This is a genomic window from Janthinobacterium sp. PSPC3-1, assembly GCF_049896105.1.
Lineage (GTDB): Bacteria > Pseudomonadota > Gammaproteobacteria > Burkholderiales > Burkholderiaceae_D > Janthinobacterium.
The window spans coordinates 118,405-142,741 of record NZ_JAFCTQ010000015.1; the positions used below are offsets into that span (position 1 = coordinate 118,405).

17 protein-coding genes and 1 pseudogene are annotated in these 24,337 nt (G+C 62.2%); 7 read left to right on the forward strand and 11 right to left on the reverse strand.

The annotated features are described in order from the left end of the window. Window positions 1–54 precede the first annotated feature (54 nt). From ACP7B7_RS17185 to ACP7B7_RS17195, 3 genes are all read right to left on the reverse strand, one after another. Window positions 55–999 (reverse strand): diguanylate cyclase domain-containing protein, encoded by a 945-nt coding sequence (locus ACP7B7_RS17185; RefSeq protein ID WP_308921024.1) that lies wholly within the window; start codon window positions 997–999, stop codon window positions 55–57. Beyond that, window positions 996–5,036 carry a PAS domain S-box protein gene (locus ACP7B7_RS17190; RefSeq protein WP_426077432.1) on the reverse strand — a complete coding sequence of 1,347 codons (4,041 nt, stop codon included), beginning with the start codon at window positions 5,034–5,036 and terminating at the stop codon, window positions 996–998. Before ACP7B7_RS17190 ends, ACP7B7_RS17185 begins: the two co-directional genes overlap by 4 nt. 125 nt (window positions 5,037–5,161) lie before the next feature. Then, the gene (locus tag ACP7B7_RS17195) at window positions 5,162–6,835 is read right to left on the reverse strand and encodes an ATP-binding protein (protein ID WP_426077433.1); all 1,674 of its coding nucleotides are present in this window, start codon (window positions 6,833–6,835) and stop codon (window positions 5,162–5,164) included. A gap of 137 nt (window positions 6,836–6,972) precedes the next feature. On the opposite strand from ACP7B7_RS17195, the gene ACP7B7_RS17200 reads away from it, so the two are divergent. Together ACP7B7_RS17200 and ACP7B7_RS17205 are read left to right on the forward strand one after the other, a co-directional pair. Continuing rightward, window positions 6,973–8,016: an HD-GYP domain-containing protein gene (locus ACP7B7_RS17200; RefSeq protein WP_426077434.1), complete on the forward strand. Its 1,044-nt coding sequence runs from the start codon at window positions 6,973–6,975 to the stop codon at window positions 8,014–8,016. A gap of 39 nt (window positions 8,017–8,055) precedes the next feature. After that, the gene (locus ACP7B7_RS17205) at window positions 8,056–9,681 is read left to right on the forward strand and encodes a methyl-accepting chemotaxis protein (RefSeq protein ID WP_426077435.1); all 1,626 of its coding nucleotides are present in this window, start codon (window positions 8,056–8,058) and stop codon (window positions 9,679–9,681) included. Window positions 9,682–9,692: 11 nt separating this feature from the next. Here the strand turns inward: ACP7B7_RS17205 and ACP7B7_RS17210 are convergent, their stop codons facing one another. The 5 genes from ACP7B7_RS17210 to ACP7B7_RS17230 all read right to left on the reverse strand — a co-directional run bounded on the left by ACP7B7_RS17210 (window position 9,693) and on the right by ACP7B7_RS17230 (window position 14,666). Next, window positions 9,693–10,037, reverse strand: coding sequence for a response regulator (locus ACP7B7_RS17210; RefSeq protein WP_426077436.1), 345 nt, complete (start codon window positions 10,035–10,037; stop codon window positions 9,693–9,695). Beyond that, window positions 9,931–11,871 carry a sensor histidine kinase gene (locus ACP7B7_RS17215; RefSeq protein WP_426077437.1) on the reverse strand — a complete coding sequence of 647 codons (1,941 nt, stop codon included), beginning with the start codon at window positions 11,869–11,871 and terminating at the stop codon, window positions 9,931–9,933. Before ACP7B7_RS17215 ends, ACP7B7_RS17210 begins: the two co-directional genes overlap by 107 nt. Continuing rightward, window positions 11,868–12,233 carry an Hpt domain-containing protein gene (locus ACP7B7_RS17220; protein WP_308921030.1) on the reverse strand — a complete coding sequence of 122 codons (366 nt, stop codon included), beginning with the start codon at window positions 12,231–12,233 and terminating at the stop codon, window positions 11,868–11,870. The genes ACP7B7_RS17215 and ACP7B7_RS17220 overlap by 4 nt, the downstream gene beginning before the upstream one ends. A 45-nt stretch (window positions 12,234–12,278) precedes the next feature. Then, a complete protein-coding gene (locus tag ACP7B7_RS17225) occupies window positions 12,279–12,893 on the reverse strand; it encodes a response regulator (protein WP_308921031.1) in 615 nt (204 codons plus the stop codon). Window positions 12,894–13,040: 147 nt separating this feature from the next. Next, window positions 13,041–14,666 (reverse strand): tetratricopeptide repeat protein, encoded by a 1,626-nt coding sequence (locus ACP7B7_RS17230; RefSeq protein WP_426077438.1) that lies wholly within the window; start codon window positions 14,664–14,666, stop codon window positions 13,041–13,043. Between the two features lie 284 nt (window positions 14,667–14,950). Between ACP7B7_RS17230 and purL the strand changes: the two genes are divergently transcribed. Then, the gene (gene purL / locus ACP7B7_RS17235; RefSeq protein ID WP_426077439.1) at window positions 14,951–18,988 is read left to right on the forward strand and encodes a phosphoribosylformylglycinamidine synthase; all 4,038 of its coding nucleotides are present in this window, start codon (window positions 14,951–14,953) and stop codon (window positions 18,986–18,988) included. Between the two features lie 117 nt (window positions 18,989–19,105). On the opposite strand, the gene ACP7B7_RS17240 is transcribed toward purL, so the two are convergent. Beyond that, the gene (locus ACP7B7_RS17240) at window positions 19,106–19,912 is read right to left on the reverse strand and encodes a lipid II flippase Amj family protein (protein WP_308925765.1); all 807 of its coding nucleotides are present in this window, start codon (window positions 19,910–19,912) and stop codon (window positions 19,106–19,108) included. Between the two features lie 85 nt (window positions 19,913–19,997). On the opposite strand from ACP7B7_RS17240, the pseudogene ACP7B7_RS17245 reads away from it, so the two are divergent. The 4 genes and pseudogenes from ACP7B7_RS17245 to ACP7B7_RS17260 all read left to right on the forward strand — a co-directional run. Then, window positions 19,998–20,580, forward strand: a pseudogene (locus ACP7B7_RS17245) (phosphoribosylformylglycinamidine synthase subunit PurQ); the annotation flags it as partial. A 269-nt stretch (window positions 20,581–20,849) separates the two neighbouring features. Beyond that, window positions 20,850–21,737: a DUF4747 family protein gene (locus tag ACP7B7_RS17250; RefSeq protein ID WP_308921034.1), complete on the forward strand. Its 888-nt coding sequence runs from the start codon at window positions 20,850–20,852 to the stop codon at window positions 21,735–21,737. Window position 21,738: 1 nt separating this feature from the next. Beyond that, window positions 21,739–22,350 (forward strand): hypothetical protein, encoded by a 612-nt coding sequence (locus tag ACP7B7_RS17255; RefSeq protein ID WP_426077441.1) that lies wholly within the window; start codon window positions 21,739–21,741, stop codon window positions 22,348–22,350. Between the two features lie 214 nt (window positions 22,351–22,564). After that, window positions 22,565–23,020: a tellurite resistance TerB family protein gene (locus tag ACP7B7_RS17260; RefSeq protein WP_308921036.1), complete on the forward strand. Its 456-nt coding sequence runs from the start codon at window positions 22,565–22,567 to the stop codon at window positions 23,018–23,020. Window positions 23,021–23,051: 31 nt separating this feature from the next. Here ACP7B7_RS17260 and ACP7B7_RS17265 read toward each other — a convergent pair whose 3' ends face one another. After that, a complete protein-coding gene (locus ACP7B7_RS17265) occupies window positions 23,052–23,222 on the reverse strand; it encodes a hypothetical protein (RefSeq protein ID WP_308921037.1) in 171 nt (56 codons plus the stop codon). Between the two features lie 76 nt (window positions 23,223–23,298). After that, on the reverse strand, window positions 23,299–24,039 hold the full coding sequence (locus ACP7B7_RS17270) for a hypothetical protein (protein ID WP_308921038.1): 741 nt from the start codon (window positions 24,037–24,039) through the stop codon (window positions 23,299–23,301). Window positions 24,040–24,337: the final 298 nt, after the last annotated feature.

A 24,337-nucleotide genomic window follows, 5' to 3' on the forward strand; every position in this document is an offset into this window, starting at 1 on the left:
TCGACAATGATATAGGTGACTACCATCATGATAGTGTTGCTAAAATGTAAAAATCTAAGGCGGGTCCGCATTGAATGCGACCCGGTTGCGCCCCTGCTGCTTGGCGCGGTAAAGCTCGGTGTCCGCTGCGCGCAGCAGCACGCCGGGACTGGACTGCCGATGCGGCAGGCAGCTGGCCGCGCCGGCGCTGATGGTGGCGATGCGGGGGCCGCCGGCCGGCAGGTGCGGGATTGCCAGCGCGCGCACCGCTTCGCACAGCGCCAGCGCCAGCGCAGCCGTGCCGGCCAGGTCGGTGCCCGGCAGCAGGCAGACAAACTCTTCGCCGCCATAGCGCGCCAGCAGGTCGTGCGGCCGCTTCAGGTGGTGGCGCAGTGACGCGGCGATCGCGCGCAGGCAGTCGTCGCCGGCCTGGTGTCCATAGTGATCGTTATAGCGCTTGAAATGGTCGACATCCATCATGATCAGTCCCAGCGCGGTTTGCTCGCGCACGGCGCCCTGCCAGGCGATGTTGAGACGCTGATCGAAGTGGCGGCGATTGGCCACGCCGGTCAGGCCGTCCATGTAGGCCATTTCACGAAATGCATCGGCCTGGAATTTCAACGCCAGGTGGGTGCGCACGCGGTTATGCAGCGTCACGGCATTGACCGGCTTGACGACAAAGTCGACGCCGCCAGCGTCCCAGCAGGCCATTTCCGCTTCGGCGCCTTCGTCGCCGGTGACAAAAATGACCGGGATGGCATGTGTTTCCTGCCCCAGTTTGAGTTCCCTGCACACTTGCAGCCCGCTCAGGCCGGGCATTTGCACGTCCAGCAGCACCAGGTCGGGCAGTCTCTCGCGGCACAGGCGCAGCGCCTGCGCGCCATCGGTGGCGACCAGCACTTCGTGCTCGGCGCCGAACATGCCGAGCAGCAGGCGCACATTGCCCGGCTGGTCGTCGACCACCAGCAGGCGGCCTCGCCGGCCATGCAGATCGTAGGGGTTGGGGCTGGCTTCATTCACGCTGTGTTTTCCTTGAATTTGATGGCGCGCAGCATGACGGCGGCCTGTTCCAGCGCCTCCGCGAAGCGCAGTTCTTCGACCGCCGCAGCGAGCCTGTCCATGCCGTCCGGCGCGGTCGCGCCATGGCGCGACCGCAGCGCATCGAAACAAGGCAGGGCCGCGCCATTTGCGCCGGCCAGCAGGCGCATCAGCGCCTCGATCCCCTGCGCCAGTTCGCCCGCCGCCGGTTCTTCTTCGGGCGGCCGCTCATCTTCGCCGGCGGCCTGGCGCGCCGCGGCGCAGGCCGCCGGCAGCGCCGCCAGCAAGGCCTCGATGGCCTGCCGTGCGGCGCCGCCATCCTGCGGCGCCGACTGCTCCGCCTGCCGTGCCAGCGCGGCGACACGTTCGGCGCCGGCTGTCGCGGCCAGGCCCTTGATCTGGTGCAGCAGGGCGGCATCCGCGGCGGGCGCGTTGCGCAGGCGCGCCGCCAGTGCCTCGATCTCCGGCACGAAACCGCGCAGCAGGCGCCGGTAGAGCGCCACCTGGCCGCCGCAGCGGCCCAGCGCGGCGGCGGCGTTCAATACGGGCTGCGCATCGGACGGTACGGGACGCGTCCGCGCCGGCGCCGCAGGCACTCCACCGGTCAGCGCCAGGATCACGGCGACCAGCTGCTCCAGGTCGAACGGCTTGCCGACATGCTGGTCCATTCCGGCCGCCAGGGCCGCGGCGCGGTCGCCGGCCATCGCATTGGCCGTGACGGCGATGACGGGCAGCCGGCCGGCATGCGGCAGCGCGCGGATCGCGCGCGTGGCCGCATAGCCGTCCATGCCGGGCATCTGCACGTCCATCAGCACGGCGTCGCAGCGTTCCGCCGTGCCACCGAGGATATCGAGGGCGGTCTGGCCACAATCGGCCAGGGTGATCGCCGCGCCTTCGTGGCGCAGCAGCTCGAAAGCGAGCTGGCGGTTGAGCGCGTTATCCTCCACCACCAGCAGGTGCAGGCCGGCCAGGCGCTGGCCTGGCCTGTGCCGCGGCTTGGCCAGCGTCGCCGCCGTGCGGCAGGCCGTGATGCTGTCGTACAGGGCGGACGCGGTGGCCGGCTTGACCAGCAGGGCGTCGGGCTGGTCCGCATCGGCATCGTCCGCGCGAGGACCGCCGAGCGCGCCGGCGTGGCCGTCCAGCAGCGCGACCAGCTTGCCGTCCGGCGCCATGCCGCGCAGTTGCCGGCACAGCGCGGCGCTATCGGGGCTGGCCATGTCCCAGTCGAGCAGCATCAGGTCGTAGCGGGCGCCGCCGGCCGCCAGCGCGAGCGCGGCGGTGGCGCTGCCGGCGATGTCGACGTGGCAGCCGAACGACGCCAGCATGGCCGCCAGCACGCGGCGCGCACCGGCATGATCGTCGGCCAGCAGGCAGCGCAGTCCCTGCAGGTCGGCCGCCGGCAGCGGCGTTCCGGCCGGAGCCTGGGTCGCCGTGCAGTCGATCTCGAAGCTGAAGGTGCTGCCGGCGCCGGGCCGGCTGTCGACCCGCAGCTCGCCGCCCATCAGCCGCACCAGGCGCTGGCTGATTGCCAAGCCCAGTCCGGAACCGCCATAGCGCCGGGCGGTGGACGCTTCGGCCTGCGAAAAACCTTCGAAGATGCGCTCGCACTGGTCGGCGGCGATGCCGATGCCGCTGTCGCGCACGAAGAAAGCCAGCCTGAGCGGTTCTTCGGGACCGCTGGCGCGCCGGCATGACAGCACCACTTCGCCGCTGTCGGTGAACTTGATGGCATTGCCGGTCAGATTGATCAGCACCTGCTGCAGGCGCAGCGGATCGGCGATGATCCAGGCCGGCAGGCCCGCTTCGAGGTCGTACAGCAGTTCGATGCGCTTGTGGCCCAGGTTGGCGGCCAGGATCACCGCCGTTTCCGCCAGCAGCCGGTCGAGCTTGAACGCATGCGCTTCAAGGCTCAGCTTGCCGGCTTCGACGCGCGAGAAATCGAGGATGTTGTTGAGCAGGCCGAGCAGGGCGCGTGCGGCCTGCTCGGCCTTGTTGGCATGGTCGGCCTGGCGCGCTTGCAAGGGGCTTTGCCGCAGCAGCTTGAGCATGCCCAGCACGGCGTTCATCGGGGTGCGGATTTCATGGCTCATGTTGGCCAGGAAGTCCGATTTGGCGCGATTGGCCGCTTCCGCTTCGCTGGTGCGCACTTCGAGCGCATGGCGCGCGGCGCGCCGTTCGCTCAGGTCGGCCGCCATGCCCAGGTAACCGATCAGGGTACCGTTTTCATGCTTGAGCGCGGTCACCGACAGCAGTACCGGCACGCGTGCGCCGTCCTTGCACAGGAAGGTCCATTCGTGTTCGTTGGGCAAGCCCCGCAGCGCCTTGGCGACGAGTACATCGAAGCCCGTCGCGAGCGGCTGGCCCAGTTCGCGCGCAAATTCCGCGGCCCGCGCCGCCACCTCGTCCGGGTCATGAAAAATCATCGGCGTGACCCGTCCGATGACCTCGTCGGCGGCATGGCCGAGCAGGCGCTGCGCCGCCGGATTGAAGACGGTGACCAGGCCGCTGATATCGCTGGCGATGATTGCATAGGCGGCGTTGTCGAGGATCGCCTGCTGCTGCGCGGCCAGGTCGCGGATTTGCGCGGTGCGCTCGATCACCTGGCGTTCCAGCGAGCGGTTCAGCTCGAGAATCTGCGCCGCGCTGGCCTTCTGTGCGCTGATGTCGCGCACGGTCTTGGCCGCGCCGATCACATTGCCGTTGGCGGCGCGGATCGGTGAAATCGTCACGGACACGTCGACCAGAGTGCCGTCCTTGCGGCGCCGCCTCGTCTCATGGCTCGATATCACCTCGCCGCCCCGGATACGTTCCAGTATCTGGCGCTCCTCCTCCACATCGCTGCCCGGCATCAGCAGTTGCGCCAGCGGCCGGCCGCAGGCTTCCTGGGCGCTATAGCCGAAAATCCGTTCGGCGCCGCCGTTCCAGCTGGTGATGACGCCGTCGAGTGTCTTGCCGATAATGGCGTCATGGGAGCTGGCGACGATGGTGGCCAGTTCGGCCCGCTCGCGCGCCGCGCGCCGCCGCAGCCGGTACAGCAGCAGCAAGGCGCCGCTGCCCAGCAAGGCGCCGCTGAGCGTGACCAGCAGGGTATGGAGCCTGGCGGCGTTGATGGCGGGCGCCAGCAGCGCTTCGGGCAGGGCGACGATCAGCGTCAGGTCGCGTTGCCGCCGCTCGGGATCGAGGCGCACACGGCTGACGGCGAGATATTCCACTTCCCGGCCAAGGCGCGCGGCCATGCCGTCGGCGCGCCGCACCGGCTGGTGCTCGTCCTGCCAGCGCCAGCGCTGTCCGCGTTCCTGGCCGAAGCTGCGCGCGGCATCCGGCTGCAGCAGATAGCCGCCGCCGCCATCGAGCAGGTACATGCGGAAGTCGCCGCTCTGGCCGGTACTCAGGCGCGCCAGCGGCGCATCGAGGTTCAGGTTGAGCACCACCACGCCGGTGAGGCGGCCGTTTGCGCCGAATACCGGCGTGGCCGCGCGCAGCACACGGTGCAGCGGATACTCGATGCGGCCGGCCTCGCGCTGCAGGCTGAAGTCGGACATGTGCACCTGGCCTGGCGCCAGGGCGGCGGCGGCTCGCACGTAGTCGCGCTCGCCGAGCCGTTCCAGCCGGCCGGCGGGCGCCACGCTGATGCGCGCACCACGCCGGTCGACATGCACCAGTTCCCGCCAGCCATCGGCCACGCCGATCAGGCGTGTCTGGCCCAGTTCCGGCTTGGAGGCAAGAAACGCCGACAGGACCTGCGGCAGCTGCGCGCTGCTTTGCCGAGGCACCGCCTCGGCCAGGAACAGCGCGTCGCGCCGCAGCTGTTCGATGTCGGCGGCCATGCCGGCGGAGCGCAGCTTGACCGAGGCGGCCATGCGCGACTGGTGCGACGCCAGTAGCTGACCGCGCTCGCGCTGGCCGGCCAGGTACGCGAGCAGTATCGTGCTCAGCACGAGCAGCGCCAGGCACGACGCCACCAGGATCGCCGTGCGGCGGGTGCTGGCGGCCGGAGGGTGGGCAATGGAAGTGGACATGAAGGCGCGCCTGGTTGATGGATAAATTATTGCCGGTAACGTATGTTTCCACAAATAAACAATATAATCAACAAATATAACGATTTAAATGAATATGTGGTTTTTTTACGCGACACTGCCGTGTGTCAATCCGCTTCGGCTTGCCGGTATCCCGCCGCACCGGGAAGCCGCAGGGAAAAGGTGGAGCCGTGGCCGGGGGCGGAGTCCAGCCTGAGCGCGCCGCCCATCAGCGCCGCCAGGTGCGAGGCGATCGACAGCCCCAGGCCGGCGCCTGCGCGGGCGCGGTTCGGCGCGTCGTCGGCCTGGGAGAACTTGTCGAAAATCCCTGCCTGCAGCGCCGGCGCGATGCCGGGGCCACTGTCGGCTACCTCGAAGGTCCAGCCTTGGGCATCGGCGGCCACCCGCAGCGTGACATGGCCGGCGCGGGTGCAGCCGACCGCATTGTCGAGCAGGATGTCGAGCACGCGCACCAGCTTGGCGCGGTCGGCATGCAGCGGCGGCAGGCCCTCGCGCAGTTCCAGTTCCAGCGCCAGGCCCTTGCTCCTGGCCTGCGCGCGATGCGGCGCCAGCGCCTGTTCCAGCATCGGTGCCAGCGCCACCGCGGCGCTGGCCACGCGCAACTGGCCCGATTCGAGCGCGCTCAGCTCGAGCACCGCCTCGATCATGGTCAGCAGCCGGCGGCCGCTGTCGCGCACCGCCTGCGCGAATTCCACATGCAGCGGCTGCTGCAGTTCGTCGAGCAGCAGCTCCGAAAACCCCATGATGCCGTTCAAGGGGGTGCGCAGTTCATGCGACATGTTCGACAGAAAGCGGGACTTGGCCTGGTTGGCGGCGATGGCGCGCTTGCGGCTGGCGATCAGGCGGCCGACCAGCACAAGCAGCGCGCCGCAAAACAGCATGATGGCGGCCGTGCTGACGCCAGCGAGCAGCAGCGACTGGTTGCGCCGCGAGACATACTCGGCCAGCACCGCATCGCTGTCCAGCCCGACAAGCATGTACAGCGGATAGCCGGCCAGCTTTTCAAAAGCGTAGTGGCGCAGCACGCCGTCGACCGGGCTGCGTTCGATGAAGGTGCCGCGGTCGCGCCCCTGCATCTGCGCGAACAGGGCGCTGGCGCCGAGATACTGGCCGACCGAATCGATGCCGCCGACACGCCGCGCGCGCACCACGCCGTCGGTGCCGATCATGGTGATCGAGCTGCGCTCGCCCAGGTCGACCTCGTCGTACAGGCGGGTGAAATAATAAGGGTCCATCGACACCACCACCACGCCCTTGAAGGCGCCATCGGCATCGTTGATGCGGCGCGTCATCTGGATCGACCATTTTTTCGAGACCCGCCCCAGCACCGGCTTGCTGATAAAGAGCCCGCCGGTATCGCGTTGCATGTGCACCCGGATATGTTCGCGGTCGCTCAGGTTGGTCGGCTTGAATGGCTGGCTCGACAGCACGGTGTCGCCATGCGCATCGACGATGGTAAACAGATTGTAGAGATTGCCCGGGTTCAGGCCGTTCCTCAAGTCCTCGCGGATATCGAGCGCGCGCCCCATCGCGTTGTAGCGGTAGCGCAGGTAAGTGACGGCCTGGTCGGCCGCTTCGATCGTGCGCACCGCGTGTTCGTCGAACACGCGCGCCATGCTGCGCGCATCGCGCTGCGCGTCGGCAATGGCGCCGGCCCGCGCCTCGCGCAGCTGCCACCAGGTGGCAGTCCAGATGCCGGCCGTCAGCAGTACCACGAACACGCACAGCAGCGCGCGCGCATCGATGCGTTCCCAAGCCCGGCCCTTGCTGTCAGCAGACATGGCGACTCCTGATATGTCAGTGTGTAAAACACGAGTATAACCACTAAACAAATAAAAGAAATAAATTAAATCCAATAAATAATTCAATTTATTCGTTATAATTGACAAAAAATGACATGATATTTCTTGGGGGGAATATGAAGGTACTGCTGGTGGACGATGATCAGATGAATCTGAGCCTGTTCTCGCACATGTTGAAGAAAGTGCCCGACGTGAAGGCCGTGGCCATGAGCGAGCCCCTGCAGGCGCTGGCCTGGTGCGGCGCGAACCGGCCGGACCTGGTGCTGGTCGACTACATGATGCCCGTGATGGACGGGCTGCAATTTCTCGCCGCGCTGCAGGCCGCTTTCCCCGCCGATCCGGTCGCCGTGATCATGATCACGGCCGCCAGCGACAGGGAGGTGCGCCACCGCGCGCTGCAGATGGGCGCCAATGATTTCCTGACCAAGCCGGTCGACAATATCGAATTTCAGGCGCGCGTGGGCAACCTGCTTGCGCTGCGCTCGGCCCAGCGCGAGCTGAAAGAACGCGCCGAGACGCTCGAAGAGGCGGTGGCCCAGGCCACGCGCACCATCGCGGCCGGTGAGCTCGAAGCGATCCATCGCCTGTCGCGCATGGCCGAGTACCGCGATCCGGAGACCGGCAGCCATCTGCTGCGCATGGCCTGCTATGCCCGGCTGCTGGCGGCCAGCCTGGGGCTGGACCTGCGTGAGCAGGAACTGATCTATGCGGCCGCGCCGATGCACGATATCGGCAAGATCGGCATTCCCGACCATATCCTGCTCAAGCCGGGCCCGTTGGATGGCGCCGAGATGGCCGTCATGCGCACGCATTCGCAGATCGGCGCCACCATCCTGCACAGCAGCGCCTCGCCGCTGCTGCGGGCGGCCGAGCTGATCGCGCTGCATCACCACGAACGCTATGACGGCAGCGGCTATCCGTTTGGGCTGGCCGGCCGGAATATCGCCCTGTATGGGCGTATCGTCGCCGTGGCCGATGTGTTCGACGCGCTCACCTCGGAGCGCCCCTACAAGCCGGCCTGGGACTGCGAACGTGCTTTTTCCTATTTGCAAGAGGGTGCTGGCAGCCATTTCGACCCGGCCTGTGTGGAGGCGTTCCTGCGCCAGCGCGAGGCGGTGCTGGCCATCCATGACATGTACCGCGACAGCTTGCCTTGCTGACCGCGGCCGGGTTTTTATCTTATTTATCAAGGAGGTATCATGAAATGGTTTGAGAATATGAAAATCGCCGGAAAACTGGCCCTGTCGTTCGGCGTCGTGCTGCTGCTGGCGGCGGCGATGGGCGCGTTTGCCCTGCTGTCGATGTCGCGCATGGACGATGCGTCCGATGAACTGTCGAAGAACTGGCTGCCCAGCGTCGAGGCGGCGATGCAGATGCGCATCGAACTGGGCGAGGCGCGGCGCTGGGAACTGGCCCACCTGCTCAGTACCGACGCTGCCAGGATGAGCGACTACGAGGCGCGCGATGCGCGCACGCTCGATGCGCTCAGGAAGGTCCAGGCGCGCTATGCGACGCTGGTCTCGAGTCCGCAGGAAGACGCGCTGTACAAGTCCATCGTGTCGCTGTCGGCGCAGTTCATCGAGGAGCATGGGCGCATCATCGCTCTGTCGCGCGCCATGAAAAAGGACGAGGGGCGCGCGCTGACGCTGGCCAAATCGGCGGCGCTGATGGTGCAGCTGAGCGAGCGCATCAATGAGCTGGTGGCGCTCAACGTGGCCGGCGGCGAAAAGGCTGGCGTCACCGCCAACGATACCTACCTGCAGGTGCGCCTGTGGACTGGCGTGCTGCTGGCGGTCTCGCTGGCATTGGGCGTGACGGTGGCGATCATCCTGGCGCGCGGCGTGGCCGGCCCGCTGGCGCAGGCGGTCGGCGTGGCGCGGCGGGTCGCCGCCGGCGACCTGGGCGCGCGCATCGACGTGCGTTCGAACGACGAGAGCGGACAACTGATGCAGGCCCTGCGCGACATGAACGCCAGCCTGCACTCCCTGGTGGGGCAGGTGCGCGGCGGCAGCGACGCGATCGCCACCACCTCGGCGCAGATCGCGGCCGGCAACCAGGACCTGTCCTCGCGCACCGAGCAGCAGGCCGGCTCGCTCGAGGAAACCGCCTCGTCGATGGAGGAGCTGACGGCCACCGTGCGCCAGAACGCGGACAATGCGCGCCAGGCCGATACGCTGGCCAAGGCGGCGTCGGAACTGGCCGTGCGTGGCGGGGCGGTGGTGCGCGAAGTGGTCGGCACCATGGCGGCGATCAATGCCTCGTCGCGCCAGATCGCCGAGATCATCTCGGTGATCGACGGCATCGCTTTCCAGACCAATATCCTGGCGCTCAACGCCGCCGTCGAAGCGGCGCGCGCCGGCGAGCAGGGCCGCGGCTTCGCGGTGGTGGCCACCGAGGTGCGCAACCTGGCGCACCGTTCGGCGGTTGCGGCGAAAGACATCAAGCAGCTGATCGATACCTCGGTGGGGCAGGTTGCCGCCGGCTCGACGCAGGTGCAGCAGGCCGGTACGGCGATGGATGACATCGTTGGCGGCATCACCCGCGTCACCGACATCATGGGCGAGATCAGTGCGGCCAGCCGCGAACAGACGCTGGGCATCGAGCAGATCAATGAAGCCGTGGCGCAGATGGACCAGGTGACGCAGCAGAACGCGGCGCTGGTGGAGCAGGCGGCGGCCGCCGCCGAGTCGATGCAGGAGCAGGCGCGTTCGCTGAGCGAGCTGGTTGGCACGTTCCGCCTGGAACCGCAGGACGCCGGGGTGCCCGTCCATGCCGCGCGGCCCGCGCCGCGCGCCGCCGGGCGCGCGCTGCTGGCCGCGGCCTGAAGTTCGTATTTCTAGAGGCGCGCCAGCCAGCGGTTGACGACCGCGTTGAGCTGGGCCGCGCTGAACGGCTTGGACAGGTAATCGTCCATGCCGGCCTGTTCGCATTGCAGGCGGTCGTCGTCGGTGGCGCCGGCCGTGAGGGCCACTACCGGGGTGCGCGGCAGCGCCAGGCGCGCCTCTTTCTCGCGCAGCGCGCGGCAAGCCTGGTAGCCGTCCATGACCGGCATCATGCAGTCCATCAGTACGACGTCATAGCGCTCGCGCGCCAGCGCGGCCAGCGCCAGTTCGCCGTTTTCCGCGATATCGATCCGGTGGCCGTGCCGGCGCAATTGCAGCGAGACCAGCTGGCGGTTCATGTCGGTATCGTCGACCAGCAGGATGCGTGCCGGCGCATCGGCCTGTGCGGGGGGCGATAAAAGTGGGCGGGCCGGCGCCGCGAGCGCATCGGCATCGGGCATGGCGTCTGGCGCCAGCACGGGGCATGCTGCTGCAATCGATGGTGCCGCCCATCAGTCCGACCAGGTGTTTGCAGATGGACAGTCCCAGCCCGGTGCCGCCGTACACGCCGCTGATGCCCTGGTCGCCTTGTGAAAACGGCAGGAACAGGCGCTCGCGCTGTTGCGGCGTGATGCCGATGCCGCTGTCCTGCACCGCGAAGTCGAGGCAGGGCCGGCCGTCTTCCAGCGCCGGCGCCAACGATACCGTCACCTGGCCGGCGGCGGTGAACTTGACGGCGTTGCTGACCAGGTTGCCCAGCACCTGGGCAATGCGCGCGCGGTCGGAACAGGACAGCGGCGCCAGCGCCGGGTCGATCTCGGCGCGAATCACGACACCCTTCCTGGCCGCCTGCGCCTGGTGCAGCGCGATCACGTCGGCGACCAGTGCGCGCGGATTGAACCAGTTCGCTTCGATCGCCATCTGGCCTGCCTCGACCTTGGACAGGTCGAGAATATCGTTCAGGATATGCATCAGGTCGTCCACCCCGGCGCTGACATGGCCCGCGTACTTGCGCTGGTCCTCGTCGAGCCGTGTCTCGAGCAGCAGTTCGGCCATGCCGGCGATACCGCTCATCGGCGTGCGTATCTCATGGCTCATCAGGGCCAGGAAGCGCGACTTGGCGGCATTGGCCTCTTCGGCCGCCGCCTTCAGCGCCAGCGCCAGCGCCGTGTCCCGCTCCTGCCGGCGCAGCAGCGACGCCATCAGCCACAGCACCACCGACAGCGCGGCCAGGTTCAGCAGCGCCGCGCCGCCCATCGCGCGCAGCATGCGCCGCCAGTCGGCCAGGAAGACCTTTTCGGTGACGGTCACGTTGACCACCAGAGGATAGCCCCGCACCAGCCGCGCCGCGCCCAGGCGGTGCACGGGCTTGCCGCCTTCTGCGGCGCGCGGGGAGCTGGTCTCCAGCACGCCGTGCCCCGCGCCCTGGTCGATGATGCGGCGCGTGGTGCCGCCCAGGTTCTGGCGGCCCATCTGCTGCGGCGCCTCGGGCCACCGCGCCAGCAGCGTGTAGTCGCTACGGTACAGTGAAAAGGCGGCGGCCTCGCCGATGCTGGTGCGCCGGAAAAAATCACTGAAGAAATCGCAGGAGAGGCCGACCAGCACCACGCCGAGGAATTGCCCCTGTGCGCCGTCGATGCGCCGGCTCAGGTAAAACGTCCATTTGCCGTTGACCTTGTTCTGCACCGGCGCGCTGACATACGGTGCGGCGCCGGGGTGGTCGCGGTGATAGGCAAAGTAGTCGCGCTCGGCCAGGGTGATGGCCGGCGTGGGGTAGGCGCGCGTAAAGGCGATCAGCGCGCCGTCGGCGCCGATGATGCTGGCGACGTCGATCTGCGGCACGCCGCCGATCTTGTGGCGCAGCATCTGGTGTGCTTGCAGGGTGGCAAAGGTGGTGCGCAGGGGCGATGCGCCCGCCGGCGTGCCGTCGGCCACTTCCCTGGCCACGCTGTCGAGCACCAGGCTGGCCGCCGTCATGCTCTGCGAGGTATTTTCAGCCAGCAGCAGCGACAGATTGCCCAGGTCCTGGCGCCAGTCGTCGATGGCTTCCTTTCGCAAGATCCAGGCCGAGGCCACGCTGCGCAGGGCCAGCGCGCTGATCAGCACGGCGCCGATCAGCATCAGCGTGGTGCGCGGGCGATAGCGGCCGGCCAGGCGATGCAGCAGCGGGCGGACGCCGCCCTCCAACCTCATCGGACAGCGCCGCCATGGCCGGCGATGCTGTGCCGCACTTCCTCGCATGTCAGCGCGAACAGTTGCGCCACGCGCTGCAGCGCGGCTGCGCCGGGCAGCTCACCGCGGCGCGCCTGCCGTTCCAGTTCGGCCAGCAGCGTGCTGATCTCGTGTGCGCCCAGCAGCACGGTGGTGCCGCGCAGCGTGTGGCAGGCATGGACGACGGGCGCCAGCGCCCCGGCGCCGCAGGCCTGGTCCAGGCGCGCCAGCAGGGCCGGGGCCGTATCGAGAAAAGTCAGGGACAGGCTGTGGAACAGTTCCTGGTCGCCGCCGGTGGCTGCCAGCAGCACCAGCGGGTCGATCATCCGGTAGAGTTTGCTCATGGCGCGCTTTGCGGAAAAAGGGGCGGCGAAAGAGTGAAAGGGCGTTCAGCTGTTGCCTGATGCGCGCCGGGCATGGTCTGCGCAGCAGGCGCGCAAATAGCCGCGCAGCTCGTCATAATTGACCGGTTTGGAAAAGAACACGACCCCGGGCGGTACGCCGCCGCGTTCGGCCAGGTCTTCCGTCGACAGGCTCGACAGCATGGCGATATGCATGTCGGCCAGTTGCGGATCGGCCATGATCGTGCGGATCACTTCGTAGCCATCCATGCCTTCCATGACAATGTCGGCCAGCAGGATGTCGGGCTTGTGGCGCGCGATCTCGATCAGCGCCTGGTAGCCGTTCTCGCAGAAGCGCAGGTCGGCCCGCAGGGCCCAGGAACTGATCTGCTTGTCATACAGGGCACGCTGCAGCGGAATGTCTTCGATCACCAGGATGGACACCGGCGTTCCTTCGGCCGGGCGCATGCGCCCGGCGCGCGTTTCCTGGCCGGTGGCGCCGCCCTTGTAGGCCTGCACGGCCGCCAGGGGAATGCGGCGGTGGCCACCCTTGGTTTTCCAGGCTTCGATCACGCCCGCCTCAACCAGTTGTTGCACCGAGGTAACCGAAATACCGAGGATTTCGGCGGCTCTTTGGGTGGTGCAGACTTCAGCGCTTTGCATGGACGGAGAGAAAATGGCGATTTAAAACCCCATCATACAGATATGCAATAAGAAAATCAAATTCAACAAATAATGCAATTTAATGGAAGGTGCGGAGGCGACACCTGGTCCGCCGGCGTGACACCAGCTTGCGCGGCGCGGGCATGGTCAGGTCGCGATACCGTACTTGTGCTGCGTCGCCACGTATTGCTGCCTCAGCGATTCGAGCTTCGGATGCTTGGGATCGATCTTGCGGATCACCTGCAATTGCTCCTGCAGCTGTTCCGCCAGCACCGGTTCCCAGCCCAGCATGTTCAGCTGGCGCAGGATCGCTTCCACCGAGGCGAACAGCACCGGCATATTGCCCGGCGTGCGGCGCAGGGCCTGGCGCAGCATGAAGACGGCGCCCTTGAACTCGCCGCTTTCGGTCTTGCCGGCGGCGTCTTCCAGCAGTTCCTGCACCTGGTTCTTGATCTGCTGGCCCAGGCCCTTGGCCAGGTCGTGGCGGCCGGCCTTTTCAAACACGTCCACCGCCTGTTCCATGCTGACGTCGCTGTCGGCTTCGTTGACCATCTTCATCATGACTTCCGAGGCGGCGTCGTCGAGATTGTTTTTCAAACAGCTATGCACCAGGCCCACCTTCAGCTGGGTCGACAGGCCCTGCGCCATGTTGGCGGCGTTGGCGGCCTGCTGCAGTTCACTGGCGGCGCCCAGGTCGTTGCCGGCCAGTTCATGCAGCATGGCGGCCGAAATGGCGCGGCAGGCCTCGACATTGGCGCCGCCGCGCAGCGAGCGTTCCATGTCGCGCAGCACGCCGCTGGCCTGCGGGCCATCACCTTTTTTTACCAGCGTTTTCACCAGGTTGACATGGTCTTCCGGGTCGCGGAATTCCGAATATTTGGCCTTGATCACCACTTGCTTGTAGGCCCGTTCGGCCGCGCCGATATCGCCCGATTCGAACGCCATGCCGCCCAGGCGGCGCAGGCGGCGCACCACGTGCGGTGAAATCGTCACCGCATCCTCGAGGATTTTCTTGGCCTGCAGCGGCTGGCCCATCGCCTCGTGGTTTTGCGCCAGCAGGTCGTAGGCGGCCATGAAGCGGGGATTCTGCTCGACCAGCACGCCCAGCGCCGCTTCCACTTCCTCGTGGCGCTGCTGCGCGAACAGGGTGCGCGCCAGGCCCAGGTGGACCCACGCCATGGGCCGTGTGGCCAGCATGTCGGCATAGATCTGTTCCGCCTCTTTCCACTCGCCCAGCGACAGCTGCAGCTCGGCGCGCAGGCGCACGAAATCCGCGGCCAGGCGAGGTTGCTTCGCTTCGGCCGCCAGGCAGGCCTTGACGGCGCCATGCAGGTCGCCCTTGTCCATCAGCTGGTAGGCGGGCAGGAAGAGGGCGCGCCGTTCGATGGCGCGCGCGATGCGCCCGCTCAGCACATCGACCGTAAACGGCTTCAATATATAGTCGGACGGCGTCAGTTCGGCCGCGCTGACCACCTTGCTGTGGACGGCCTCGGAGGTCAGCATGATGAAGATGGTCCAGGGCTTGACCAACTGGTGGTGGCGCAGGTCTTCCAGCAGTTGCTGGCCGTCCTGGCCGTCCGAGCCACTACCAAGATCGTATTCACACAGGATGATATCGAAGGATTTATTGGTCAGCAGGCGGATCGCGGTGCCGGAATTGACCGCGTATTCGACCTTGCTGATGGCCGCCTGGTTCAGCATATTATGCAAATTGCCGCGCATGCTGGGGTTGGGGTCGACAATGAGGACAGATAAGTTGCTATTTTCTGGCATCGTTCAGCTCTCGTTGATCCGTGCGGCCAGCTAGGGCCGACTGCGAACAGGTGGTCGTGGCAACAGCGTTTTTATCAGCATACTGCAAAGCTGCGCACCGTGACCATTAACATATCGTGTATCGGAGCGCGCTGCGCGCCAGCACTGCATGCCAGCCAATTTCGGCTAAAAAGAGGGGGTAAAAACGGGTATAATGCGCGCAAAGGAAATTTGCCACACCATGATCTTGTCTTGTCATACCTACCTTTAACCCGCAGCCACGCTGCATCAACCACCTTCCAACCATGTTGATACTGCCGGGTTCCAATGCCCTGTCCGCTTTCCGTAGCACCCGTTTGCTCACCCAACTGCAAGCCGTTTCGCCTGCCATCGTTGCGGTGCAAGCACGCTATGTCCATTTCATCGATGCCAGCGCGCCCCTGTCGGAAGACGACAGCACGCGCCTGGGCGCCTTGCTGACCTATGGTGAGCCGGCCCAGCCTGACAATACCGATGGCGCGTCCGAAGAGTTCTTCGTCATTCCCCGTTTCGGCACCATCTCGCCGTGGGCCTCGAAAGCCACCGATATCGCTCACAACTGCGGCATGGCGCATATCAAGCGCGTCGAGCGCGGCGTCGCCTTCCGCATCAACCTGAAATCGGGCATCCTGGGCAGCTCCATCGGCGCCGGCAAGCTGGCCGCCGAACAGGTGCAGGCCGTGGCCGACCTGCTGCACGACCGCATGACCGAATCGGTGCTGCGCAGCGCCGACCAGGCGCAGGACCTGTTCCGCACCCTGGAAGCGCGCCCTCTGGAGTCGATCGACTTGCTAGGGCAGGGCAAGGCCGCGCTGGAAACGGCCAACGTGGAGCTGGGCCTGGCCATGTCGGAAGACGAGATTGACTACCTGGACGCCGCGTTTACGAAAGCCGGCCGCAATCCGACCGACGTCGAACTGATGATGTTCGCGCAGGCGAACAGTGAACACTGCCGCCACAAGATCTTCAACGCCGACTGGACCATCGACGGCGTGGCGCAGCCGAAATCCCTGTTCGGCATGATCAAGAACACCCACGAACTGCAGCCGAAGGGCACCGTGGTCGCCTACAGCGACAATTCGTCCATTATGGAAGGCGCCACCGTCTCGCGCTTCTACCCGCGCGGCGCAGGCCACGAATATGCGGCATCAAGCGAACTGACGCACACCCTGATGAAGGTCGAGACGCATAACCACCCGACTGCGATCTCTCCATTCCCTGGCGCCTCGACCGGCGCCGGCGGCGAGATCCGCGACGAAGGCGCGACCGGCCGCGGCGCCAAGCCGAAGGCCGGCCTGACCGGCTTTACCGTCTCGAACCTGTCGCTGCCGGGCGCCGTGCGCAGCTGGGAAACCGCCGCTTCCGTGACGGCGCCGCTGGCCGGCCGTGAAGAAGCTGCGCAGTACGGCAAACCGGAACGCATCGCGTCGCCGCTGCAGATCATGATCGACGGCCCGCTGGGCGGCGCCGCGTTCTCGAACGAATTCGGCCGTCCGGTGCTGGGTGGCTATTTCCGCACCTACGAGCAAAACGTGGGTAGTGACAAGGATGCCGTGTTCGGCTACCACAAGCCGATCATGATCGCCGGCGGCATCGGCAATATCTCGGCGCAGCACACGCATAAAAACGATATCCCGGTCGGCAGCCTGCTGGTGCAGCTGGGCGGCCCCGGCATGCGCATCGGCATGGGCGGCAGCGCCGCCTCGTCGATGACCACCGGCAGCAACACGGCCGACCTGGACTTCGATTCGGTCCAGCGCGGCAACCCGGAAATGGAACGCCGCGCCCAGGAAGTGATCAACGCCTGCTGGCAGATGGGTCCTGACAATCCGATCATCTCGATCCACGATGTGGGCGCGGGCGGCTTGTCGAACGCCTTCCCGGAAATCACCAACGACGCCAAGCGCGGCGCGATTTTCGACCTGCGCAAAGTGCCGCTGGAAGAATCGGGCATGGCGCCGAAGGAAATCTGGAGCAATGAATCGCAGGAACGCTATGTGCTGGCGATCGCGCCGGAAAGCCTGCCACTGTTCAAAGCCATGTGCGAACGCGAACGCTGCCTGTTCGCCGCCGTCGGCGTGGCCACCGAAGAGCGTCAACTCAAATTGATCGACACGGAACTGGGCAACGAGCCGGTCGACATGCCGATGGACGTTTTGCTGGGCAAACCGCCGAAGATGCAGCGCGACGTGGTCCACGTGGCCAACGACTTCCCTGCCATCGATCTGACCGGCATGGACCTGGTCGACGTGGCGCAAAAAGTGCTGCTGCTGCCAACCGTGGCCGACAAATCCTTCCTGATTACCATCGGCGACCGCAGCGTGGGCGGCATGACCGTGCGCGACCAGATGGTGGGACCATGGCAGGTGCCGGTGGCCGATTGCGCCGTCACCACCATGAGCTTCGAGGGTTATCTGGGCGAAGCGATGGCGATGGGCGAGCGCACGCCGCTGGCCGTGATCGACGCCGCAGCCTCGGGCCGCATGGCCGTTGGCGAAGCCGTCACCAATATAGCGGCCGCCGCGATTGCCGACATCTCCGACATCAAATTGTCCGCCAACTGGATGGCCGCCTGCGGCCAGCCTGGCCAGGACGCGGCCCTGTACGACACCGTGAAAGCGGTCGGCATGGAACTGTGCCCGGCGCTGGGCATCAGCATCCCGGTCGGCAAGGATTCGCTGTCGATGCGCACCACCTGGAAAGACGAAGACAATGGCGCGGCGAAATCCGTGACCTCGCCGGTGTCGCTGATCGTGTCCTCGTTCGCGCCGGTCACGGACGTGCGCAAATCGCTCACGCCGCAACTGAAAACCGACGCGGGCGACACCTCGCTGATCCTGATCGACCTGGGCCGCGGCAAGAACCGCCTGGGCGCTTCGGCACTGGCGCAAGTCATGGGCCAGCTGGGCAACGCCACGCCGGACGTCGACAGCGCGGAAGACCTGAAAGGCTTCTTCACCGCCATCCAGCAACTCAATAGCGACGGCAAGCTGCTGGCCTACCATGACCGTTCCGACGGCGGCCTGTACGCCACCCTGGCGGAAATGGCCTTTGCGGGCCATACCGGCATGTCGGTGAATCTGGACATGCTGACCATGGAAGGCGAGCATTCCAGCGACTGGGGCGACGCCAAGAACTGGACCGGCCAGGTGGCCGAGCGCCGCAACGAGCTGACCCTGCGTGCCTTGTTCAGCGAAGAGCTGGGCGCCGTGATCCAGGTGCGCGCTGAAGAAAAATCCATCGTCATGGACGTGCTGCGCACCTTCAACCTGGGCGCCTGCAGCCATATCATCGGCAAACTGAACGACCGCGACGTGGTCGAATTCACGCGCGATGCCAAGCTGATCTACACACAGCCGCGTGCCGAATTGCACCGCCTGTGGAGCGAAACCAGCTGGCGCATCGCCCGCCTGCGCGACAACCCTGCCTGCGCCGACGCCGAATACGACCGCCTGCTGGACCTGCAAGACCCGGGCATGACGCCTGTCGTCACGTTCGACCAGAACGAGAATATCGCCGCCCCGTTTATCGCCACCGGCGTGCGCCCGCGCGTTGCCATCCTGCGCGAGCAGGGCGTCAACTCGCATATCGAAACGGCCTACGTGATGCACCAGGCAGGCTTTACCGCCATCGACGTGCACATGAGCGACCTGATCGCCGGCCGCGTGAAACTGGACGACTTCCAGGGCGTGATTGCGGTGGGCGGCTTCTCGTACGGCGACGTGCTGGGCGCCGGCGAAGGCTGGGCAAAAACCATCCTGTTCAACGCCAGCCTGGCCGACCAGTTCGCGCGCTTCTTCGCCCGCACCGACAGCTTCGGCCTCGGTATCTGCAACGGCTGCCAGATGATGAGCAACCTGAAATCCATCATCCCCGGCGCCCACGCCTGGCCGAAGTTCACGCGTAATAAATCGGAGAAATTCGAAGGCCGTTTCGCCATGGTCGAAGTGATGGACTCCCCATCGATCTTCTTCAACGGCATGACCGGCACGCAAGCAGGCATCGCCATCGCCCACGGCGAAGGCTACGCCGACTTCTCGCAAACCGGCGACATCACCCAGGTCCACAAAGCCATGCGCTTTGTCGACAACAAGGGCGCCGCCACCGAAGGCTACCCGTACAACCCGAACGGCTCGCCGGAAGGCATTACCTCGGTCACCACGCCGGATGGCCGTTTTACCGTGCTGATGCCGCATGCGGAGCGGGTGTTCCGGAGCGTTCAACAGTCGTATCATCCTGAGGCTTGGGGTGAGGATTCGCCGTGGATGCGCATGTTCAGGAATGCACGGAAGTTTGTGGGGTAATCTGGCCCTGATAGCGCGGCGCTTTGAGATTGAAGCGCCGCTGTTGGGGTAGGAATGAGAAAGCCGCTGTCGGGAGATAGCGGCTTTTTTCGCCTTATTTACGGAGAAAATGGAAGGCTATAAAAACTTGGCGACTTCAACAATGATGATTGCCGACGGCACCAGCAAGAACTGCGCAATCACCGTTCCCGCCAATCTGCTCCCTACCAGCCACACCACCGCCCGCCTGAATTGCGATTCCTCGATCTTCCCTTCGATAACATCATCCGTCATGCCCGACATATGCGGGTCGATAAACACTGCCATCATGACGGTGGCGCCACCGTTGATAATCGACGACAAAGTGCTGGACGTGACGCGCACGCTGGGATCGAGCACGCCCGCGTACAGGGCCGCGAACACGCCCACCGTCCACAGCGCCGTGGCGATCACGTTCATGGCGGTCATGGAGACGGATACCCCCGAGTCTTTGCGTAAACCTGTCACGTTGGCGGGCTTGGGCAGGCTGGCGGACGTCCTGACGTAAGACAGGCCACCCTTGAAGACACCGTGCAGTATCAGTTTCGGTACCGAGCGGTGCACTTGGAAATGTTCGACGGCGCGGCAGAAGACGCGCTGGAAGGTGGGGATCAGGATGGCACCGATAATCGTGGCCAGACTGGCGGAGAGCAGCAGCCAGCGGAAATCCACGAGCAGGGCGTCGGCCGTGATCTGGTGATCGATACCGGTTTCGACGCGTTTGGCAAGGAAAGGGCCCAAGAAGGAATTCGAGGTGCGCGAGACCAGCATCAGGATGCTGAACAAGGCCAGTGACACCGCGATGCGCCGCGTGCGGATGCCGGCGATGCGCACTGAATACGCGAGCGTGCCAATAATATGGATGATAAATGTCAGGGCGCAAATCAACAGCAGCTGCTTGTCCATCACTTCCTTGTCGTATATAAAAATGTAGCGCCATGCTGCCATGAAGTTACCTGTTTTTCAACTATAAAGAGCGCAACCTTATTGCGATTGCCAGAGGGTGATCGCCGTTGGCGGCATCTCGTACGGCGACGTGCTGAACGCCGGCGAAGGCTGGGCAAAAACGAATCTGTTCAATGCGAGCCCGGCCGACCAGTTCGCGCGCTTCTTCGCGCGCACCGACAGCTTCTGCCTGAGCATCTGCAACGGCTGCCAGATGATGAGCAACCTGCAATCCATCATCTCCGGCACCCACGCCTGGCCGAAGTTCACGCCCAATAAATCGGAGAAATTCGAAGGCCGCTTTGCCATGGTCGAAGTGATGGACTCCCCATCGATCTTCTTCAACGGCATGACCGGCACCCAGGCTGGCATCGCCATCGCCCACGGCAAAGGCTACGCCGACTTCTCGCAAACAGGCGACATCACTCAGGTCCACAAAGCCATGCGCTTTGTCGACAACAAGGGAGCCGCCACCGAAGGCTATCCGTACAACCCGAACGGCTCGCCGGAAGGCAATTACCTCGATGACCACGCCGGATGGCTGCTTTACTGTCTTGATGCCATATGCGGAGCGGGTGTTCCGTTCGGTACAGCAGTCTTATCATCCTGATGCATCGGGTGAGGACTAGCCTTGGATGAGGATGTTCAGGAACGCGCGGAAGTTTGTGGGGTAAGTTACCCAAAAAGGGGTATTTATAAAATCAGGAACTTTTCTGTCTTGCCACAGGAAAGTCATTTTTTGACAATTTCTTTAAGAAAATTGACGAATTTTTTTATGGTCGGTTCAAAACTTTGGAAATCGCAACCCATGGAAAAATTAACATATTTCACAATAAAAATATTTATCTTTTTCATAAAATGTGGGAAAATATATTTTTAATTTTTTTGAAGGGGAAAAATGAAGACTATATCCATAGGTGTGCTGAATATTGTGTTGCCTCCACCTCACAGCCCCGAGACGTATATAGCGCTATGGCGTGCCGCATTCAAGAAACGTAAGCCTGTTATGATAAGGGGAGATGTTGGAGGAATGATCGGCTCGCTTAAGCGAGAGTCAGAATTTGAGTGGATTTCGGGTGACTTATACAAATTTCTTAATATTGATAACAATGGAAAATGGTTGGATTTAAGTACTACTGAGCCAGCGGCAGCTGAAGATGTAGCTCAGAATGTTTCAATTCCACCACACTATCGGCCAAATTTGCGAAGTTTGCCCTATATCTTTGTTCCAGAGAAGCATAGATTGCTTTTTATCTCACGACTTGATCAATCTAATAATTTGTCACCTAGTATGGCAAAAAATTTAGTCGAGAGACTGTTAAATTCAGCAGAGCTTCAGAAGGTTTATGGCGAAGTTACAGTTACAATTGAACCCGCTTATGATAGTTTGGATAGAATTTTTGAACTTCAGCAAATCAGAAGTTTGAAAATTGAAGTGAGTCCTCCTAACGCGTTAGGGGATGTTGAGAGAGAACTTTTTGATTGGTTGGATGAGCAAAATGCGACAAATTTCAAACAAGAGTTAGAATCAAATAGTGCAGATGGTTTGCAGCCAACCGAGAAAGTGAAAGAAATCGCAGAAGTTGCAAAATCTAATGGTTTTGTTGAAGGTAGAGGGAAAAATGAAGATGGTAGAGTTGTTACATTATCAACAAAAGATCATCCATTTGAGGAAAGACTAATTTTTGATCAGAAAATTCAAAATCTTTTAGATGCTTTTGTAGAGGCTGTTCCGAGTATCTTAGGGAAAATTTTGAATAAAGTTAGGAGAAGAAGAAAGGGATGACATGTCTAAAATTCCAAACGAGCAAAAGAGAAAAGAAATTCGCATTATAGTTCAATATAAGGATTTTTTTGATATTTTAAGTCGTTACTGGGCTGCTCATGGGAAGTGGTCAGATATTATATATTCCCCTTATTTTCATATAGCTGTTTTTATAAGTGCTATAAGTTCAAATTATTGGTTGAGTCATAATTGGTATGAGCCTGCTTTAGCTTCGTTGCCAACCCTCCTTGGCTTTGGGGTTTCCGGCTACGCGATATGGATTGGCTGGGGTAACGATAAAATGAGAGATGCCTTAATTAAGCTTAACTCTCCTGGAGCCGATTCTGCATATATACGTGTAAGTGCTATTTTTGCCCATTTTGGACTTGTTCAAGTTACTGCACTTATATTAGCAATTATATGTCAAGCATTAAATTATAGTCCATCTCAAAATAGTATTTTGGCTATGGGGTTAAATTTTGTGGGATTGTCGAAAGATTTTTTTCATTTTTTTAAACCTGTTGGAGATGCATTCGGTTATTTCTTTTTTGTTTATTCTATAATGTCTATATTGGAAGCTACTTTGGCTCTTTTTCGATTGGCTACATGGTTTCAGCGACTTGGAAGAACTTAATTTTAGAAGATGTTAACGATATCTGTAGGATTTAATTTTCTCTTTCTGAATTTTATGAGAGATGTTTGTAATGTGGATGAAATTGATTAAGTGTTTTTATTGGTTCAAGTTTAGCGTGTGTTGTATTTGACTTGTATTTCAACCACGCGCCCCCAGCTAGGTTCTGGTGGTAGTGTTCATCGCTGCTCAATCCCAACCAACCCGGAGATCCCCCATGAGTTTCGATTCCTTTCTGTCCAAACTGAAGACCAAGGCAAGTGAACTGAAGACCGAAGCGCTGAAGTACAAGAACAAGGATTTCCTGAACGCCGCGATGGCGGGCTCGGCCCTGATCGCGATGGCGGACGGCAGTGTCAGTGCGGAAGAGAAGCAGAAGATGGTGAAATTTATCGAGAGCAATGATGCGCTGTCGGTATTTACCACCACCGATGTGATCAAGGCCTTCCAGGACTTTGTCAGCCAACTGGAGTTCGACAAGGATATCGGCGAGGCCAAGGCTTACCAGGCGCTGGGCAAGATGAAGTCGAACGTGGAAGCGTCGCGGCTGCTGGTGCGCATGATTATTGCCGTCGCTTCATCGGATGGCAACTTCGACGCCAATGAGCATCGCGTGGCCAGCAAGATTGCCAAGGAACTCAATCTGAATCCGGCCGAGTTCGAACTGCAGTAAGGAGTGTGCTGGCGTCCGCCGCCAGCAGCTTCTACGCCAGCCGCTGCAGATTGTCGAACACCAGTTTCTGAAGCGGTTTGTCGTGCTGGTCGCAACGGGCGCGCAGCATGGCCAGTTCGACACTTTGTTTGTCGGCAAACGGATCCTTGAGTACCTGTGTGTGCCAGGCATAGTCGAGCCAGCCGGTGCTGGTCTCCTGCATTTTTTTGCCTCCTGGTATGCGTCGGGGTGCCAGGTAGCCTGTGCCTGGCGGTGGCGCGGCTGCGTACTGTAGCAGCTCAGGTTAATGTTGCCGTAGTGGCGATAGCCATTATGACTAATGGCCAGTGGATATGTCTTCTGATCGGATCTGATTCCTGCCAAGCCCCTCTAGTCAGGGACATCGCAAAAATTGTGATTGACTTTTTTATCAGATTTGCCAGCATAATGCCCGGTACGGCAATCAAGGCTACGCAAATGCTTGCGCCTAGCAGCAGCAAAGTAAATTTCGCATCGATGTTGTCAGCCAGATGCTCATTGCCAACTAGCCCTAGAAATACTGGTTCCCAGGGCAGCTGTAGCACGGCGGATAACAGGAAAAACAGGGCCGGCCAGATGGCGTTGACCAAGTTTCCTTTCCAGCCTTTGCCTGAAGGTTGTATCAGTAACGCTGAGGTGAACAGGAACAGGCAGTAGATGATCACGGCGTTGGCTATATGCCGTTGCTGTCTTGCAATTGCATATGTGAAAAAGAAGGCAAAGATGCAGCTGACTCCGATACCAATGATTTCCTCGGGAGGACGTGGCAGATGCTGGTTTTTTGTTTCTGACGAGGTCCAGCGGTGCTTGCTCATGACGGCGTATACGTGCGAACAAAAGCTGAGGAAAGACAGGTAAAACGCGATTCTGCACAGGATGCCGATATAGCCATCAAGTCGATGAAAATGCTGCAAGTTCAATAATCCCGACATCACTTCCAGGATGCTGCTGATAGCCAGGACGCTCCCTGATATGGATAAAACGATAAATGATTTTTGCATGCTGTCGACTCCCGCTCGTTGGGACCATCATTGCAGGTCCAACGGCTATGGAAGCATGTTCGCTTTGTCGTCGTCGTGTTCAACTTCAAGCTTGCCGTTGAGCTTGCGCATCGCAGGTTCAATTTCAACTGGCATGTAGCATTTCAAGTGGATCCCTCAGTCAAGACACTTTGCCGACTAATTTAAGCTGTACCCGTTTCGATTGCTTCAGCTGCTCGGCGGTAAGCGTCGTCCCACCGCCGTCTACCCTTGAGCATCGCACGATGCCATGATTGAATTTGGGACACAAATTGGTTGT

Coding starts and splice junctions, on each gene's coding strand:
- ACP7B7_RS17255 (WP_426077441.1), top strand. CDS start 21,739: ATGTCTAAAATTCCAAACGAGCAAAAGAGAAAAGAAATTCGCATTATA.
- ACP7B7_RS17250 (WP_308921034.1), top strand. CDS start 20,850: ATGAAGACTATATCCATAGGTGTGCTGAATATTGTGTTGCCTCCACCT.
- ACP7B7_RS17190 (WP_426077432.1), bottom strand. CDS start 5,036: ATGTCCACTTCCATTGCCCACCCTCCGGCCGCCAGCACCCGCCGCACG.
- ACP7B7_RS17215 (WP_426077437.1), bottom strand. CDS start 11,871: ATGAGGTTGGAGGGCGGCGTCCGCCCGCTGCTGCATCGCCTGGCCGGC.
- ACP7B7_RS17225 (WP_308921031.1), bottom strand. CDS start 12,893: ATGCAAAGCGCTGAAGTCTGCACCACCCAAAGAGCCGCCGAAATCCTC.
- ACP7B7_RS17195 (WP_426077433.1), bottom strand. CDS start 6,835: ATGTCTGCTGACAGCAAGGGCCGGGCTTGGGAACGCATCGATGCGCGC.
- ACP7B7_RS17230 (WP_426077438.1), bottom strand. CDS start 14,666: ATGCCAGAAAATAGCAACTTATCTGTCCTCATTGTCGACCCCAACCCC.
- ACP7B7_RS17200 (WP_426077434.1), top strand. CDS start 6,973: ATGAAGGTACTGCTGGTGGACGATGATCAGATGAATCTGAGCCTGTTC.
- ACP7B7_RS17205 (WP_426077435.1), top strand. CDS start 8,056: ATGAAATGGTTTGAGAATATGAAAATCGCCGGAAAACTGGCCCTGTCG.
- ACP7B7_RS17220 (WP_308921030.1), bottom strand. CDS start 12,233: ATGAGCAAACTCTACCGGATGATCGACCCGCTGGTGCTGCTGGCAGCC.
- ACP7B7_RS17265 (WP_308921037.1), bottom strand. CDS start 23,222: ATGCAGGAGACCAGCACCGGCTGGCTCGACTATGCCTGGCACACACAG.
- ACP7B7_RS17210 (WP_426077436.1), bottom strand. CDS start 10,037: ATGAACCGCCAGCTGGTCTCGCTGCAATTGCGCCGGCACGGCCACCGG.
- ACP7B7_RS17240 (WP_308925765.1), bottom strand. CDS start 19,912: ATGGACAAGCAGCTGCTGTTGATTTGCGCCCTGACATTTATCATCCAT.
- purL (WP_426077439.1), top strand. CDS start 14,951: ATGTTGATACTGCCGGGTTCCAATGCCCTGTCCGCTTTCCGTAGCACC.
- ACP7B7_RS17260 (WP_308921036.1), top strand. CDS start 22,565: ATGAGTTTCGATTCCTTTCTGTCCAAACTGAAGACCAAGGCAAGTGAA.
- ACP7B7_RS17270 (WP_308921038.1), bottom strand. CDS start 24,039: ATGCAAAAATCATTTATCGTTTTATCCATATCAGGGAGCGTCCTGGCT.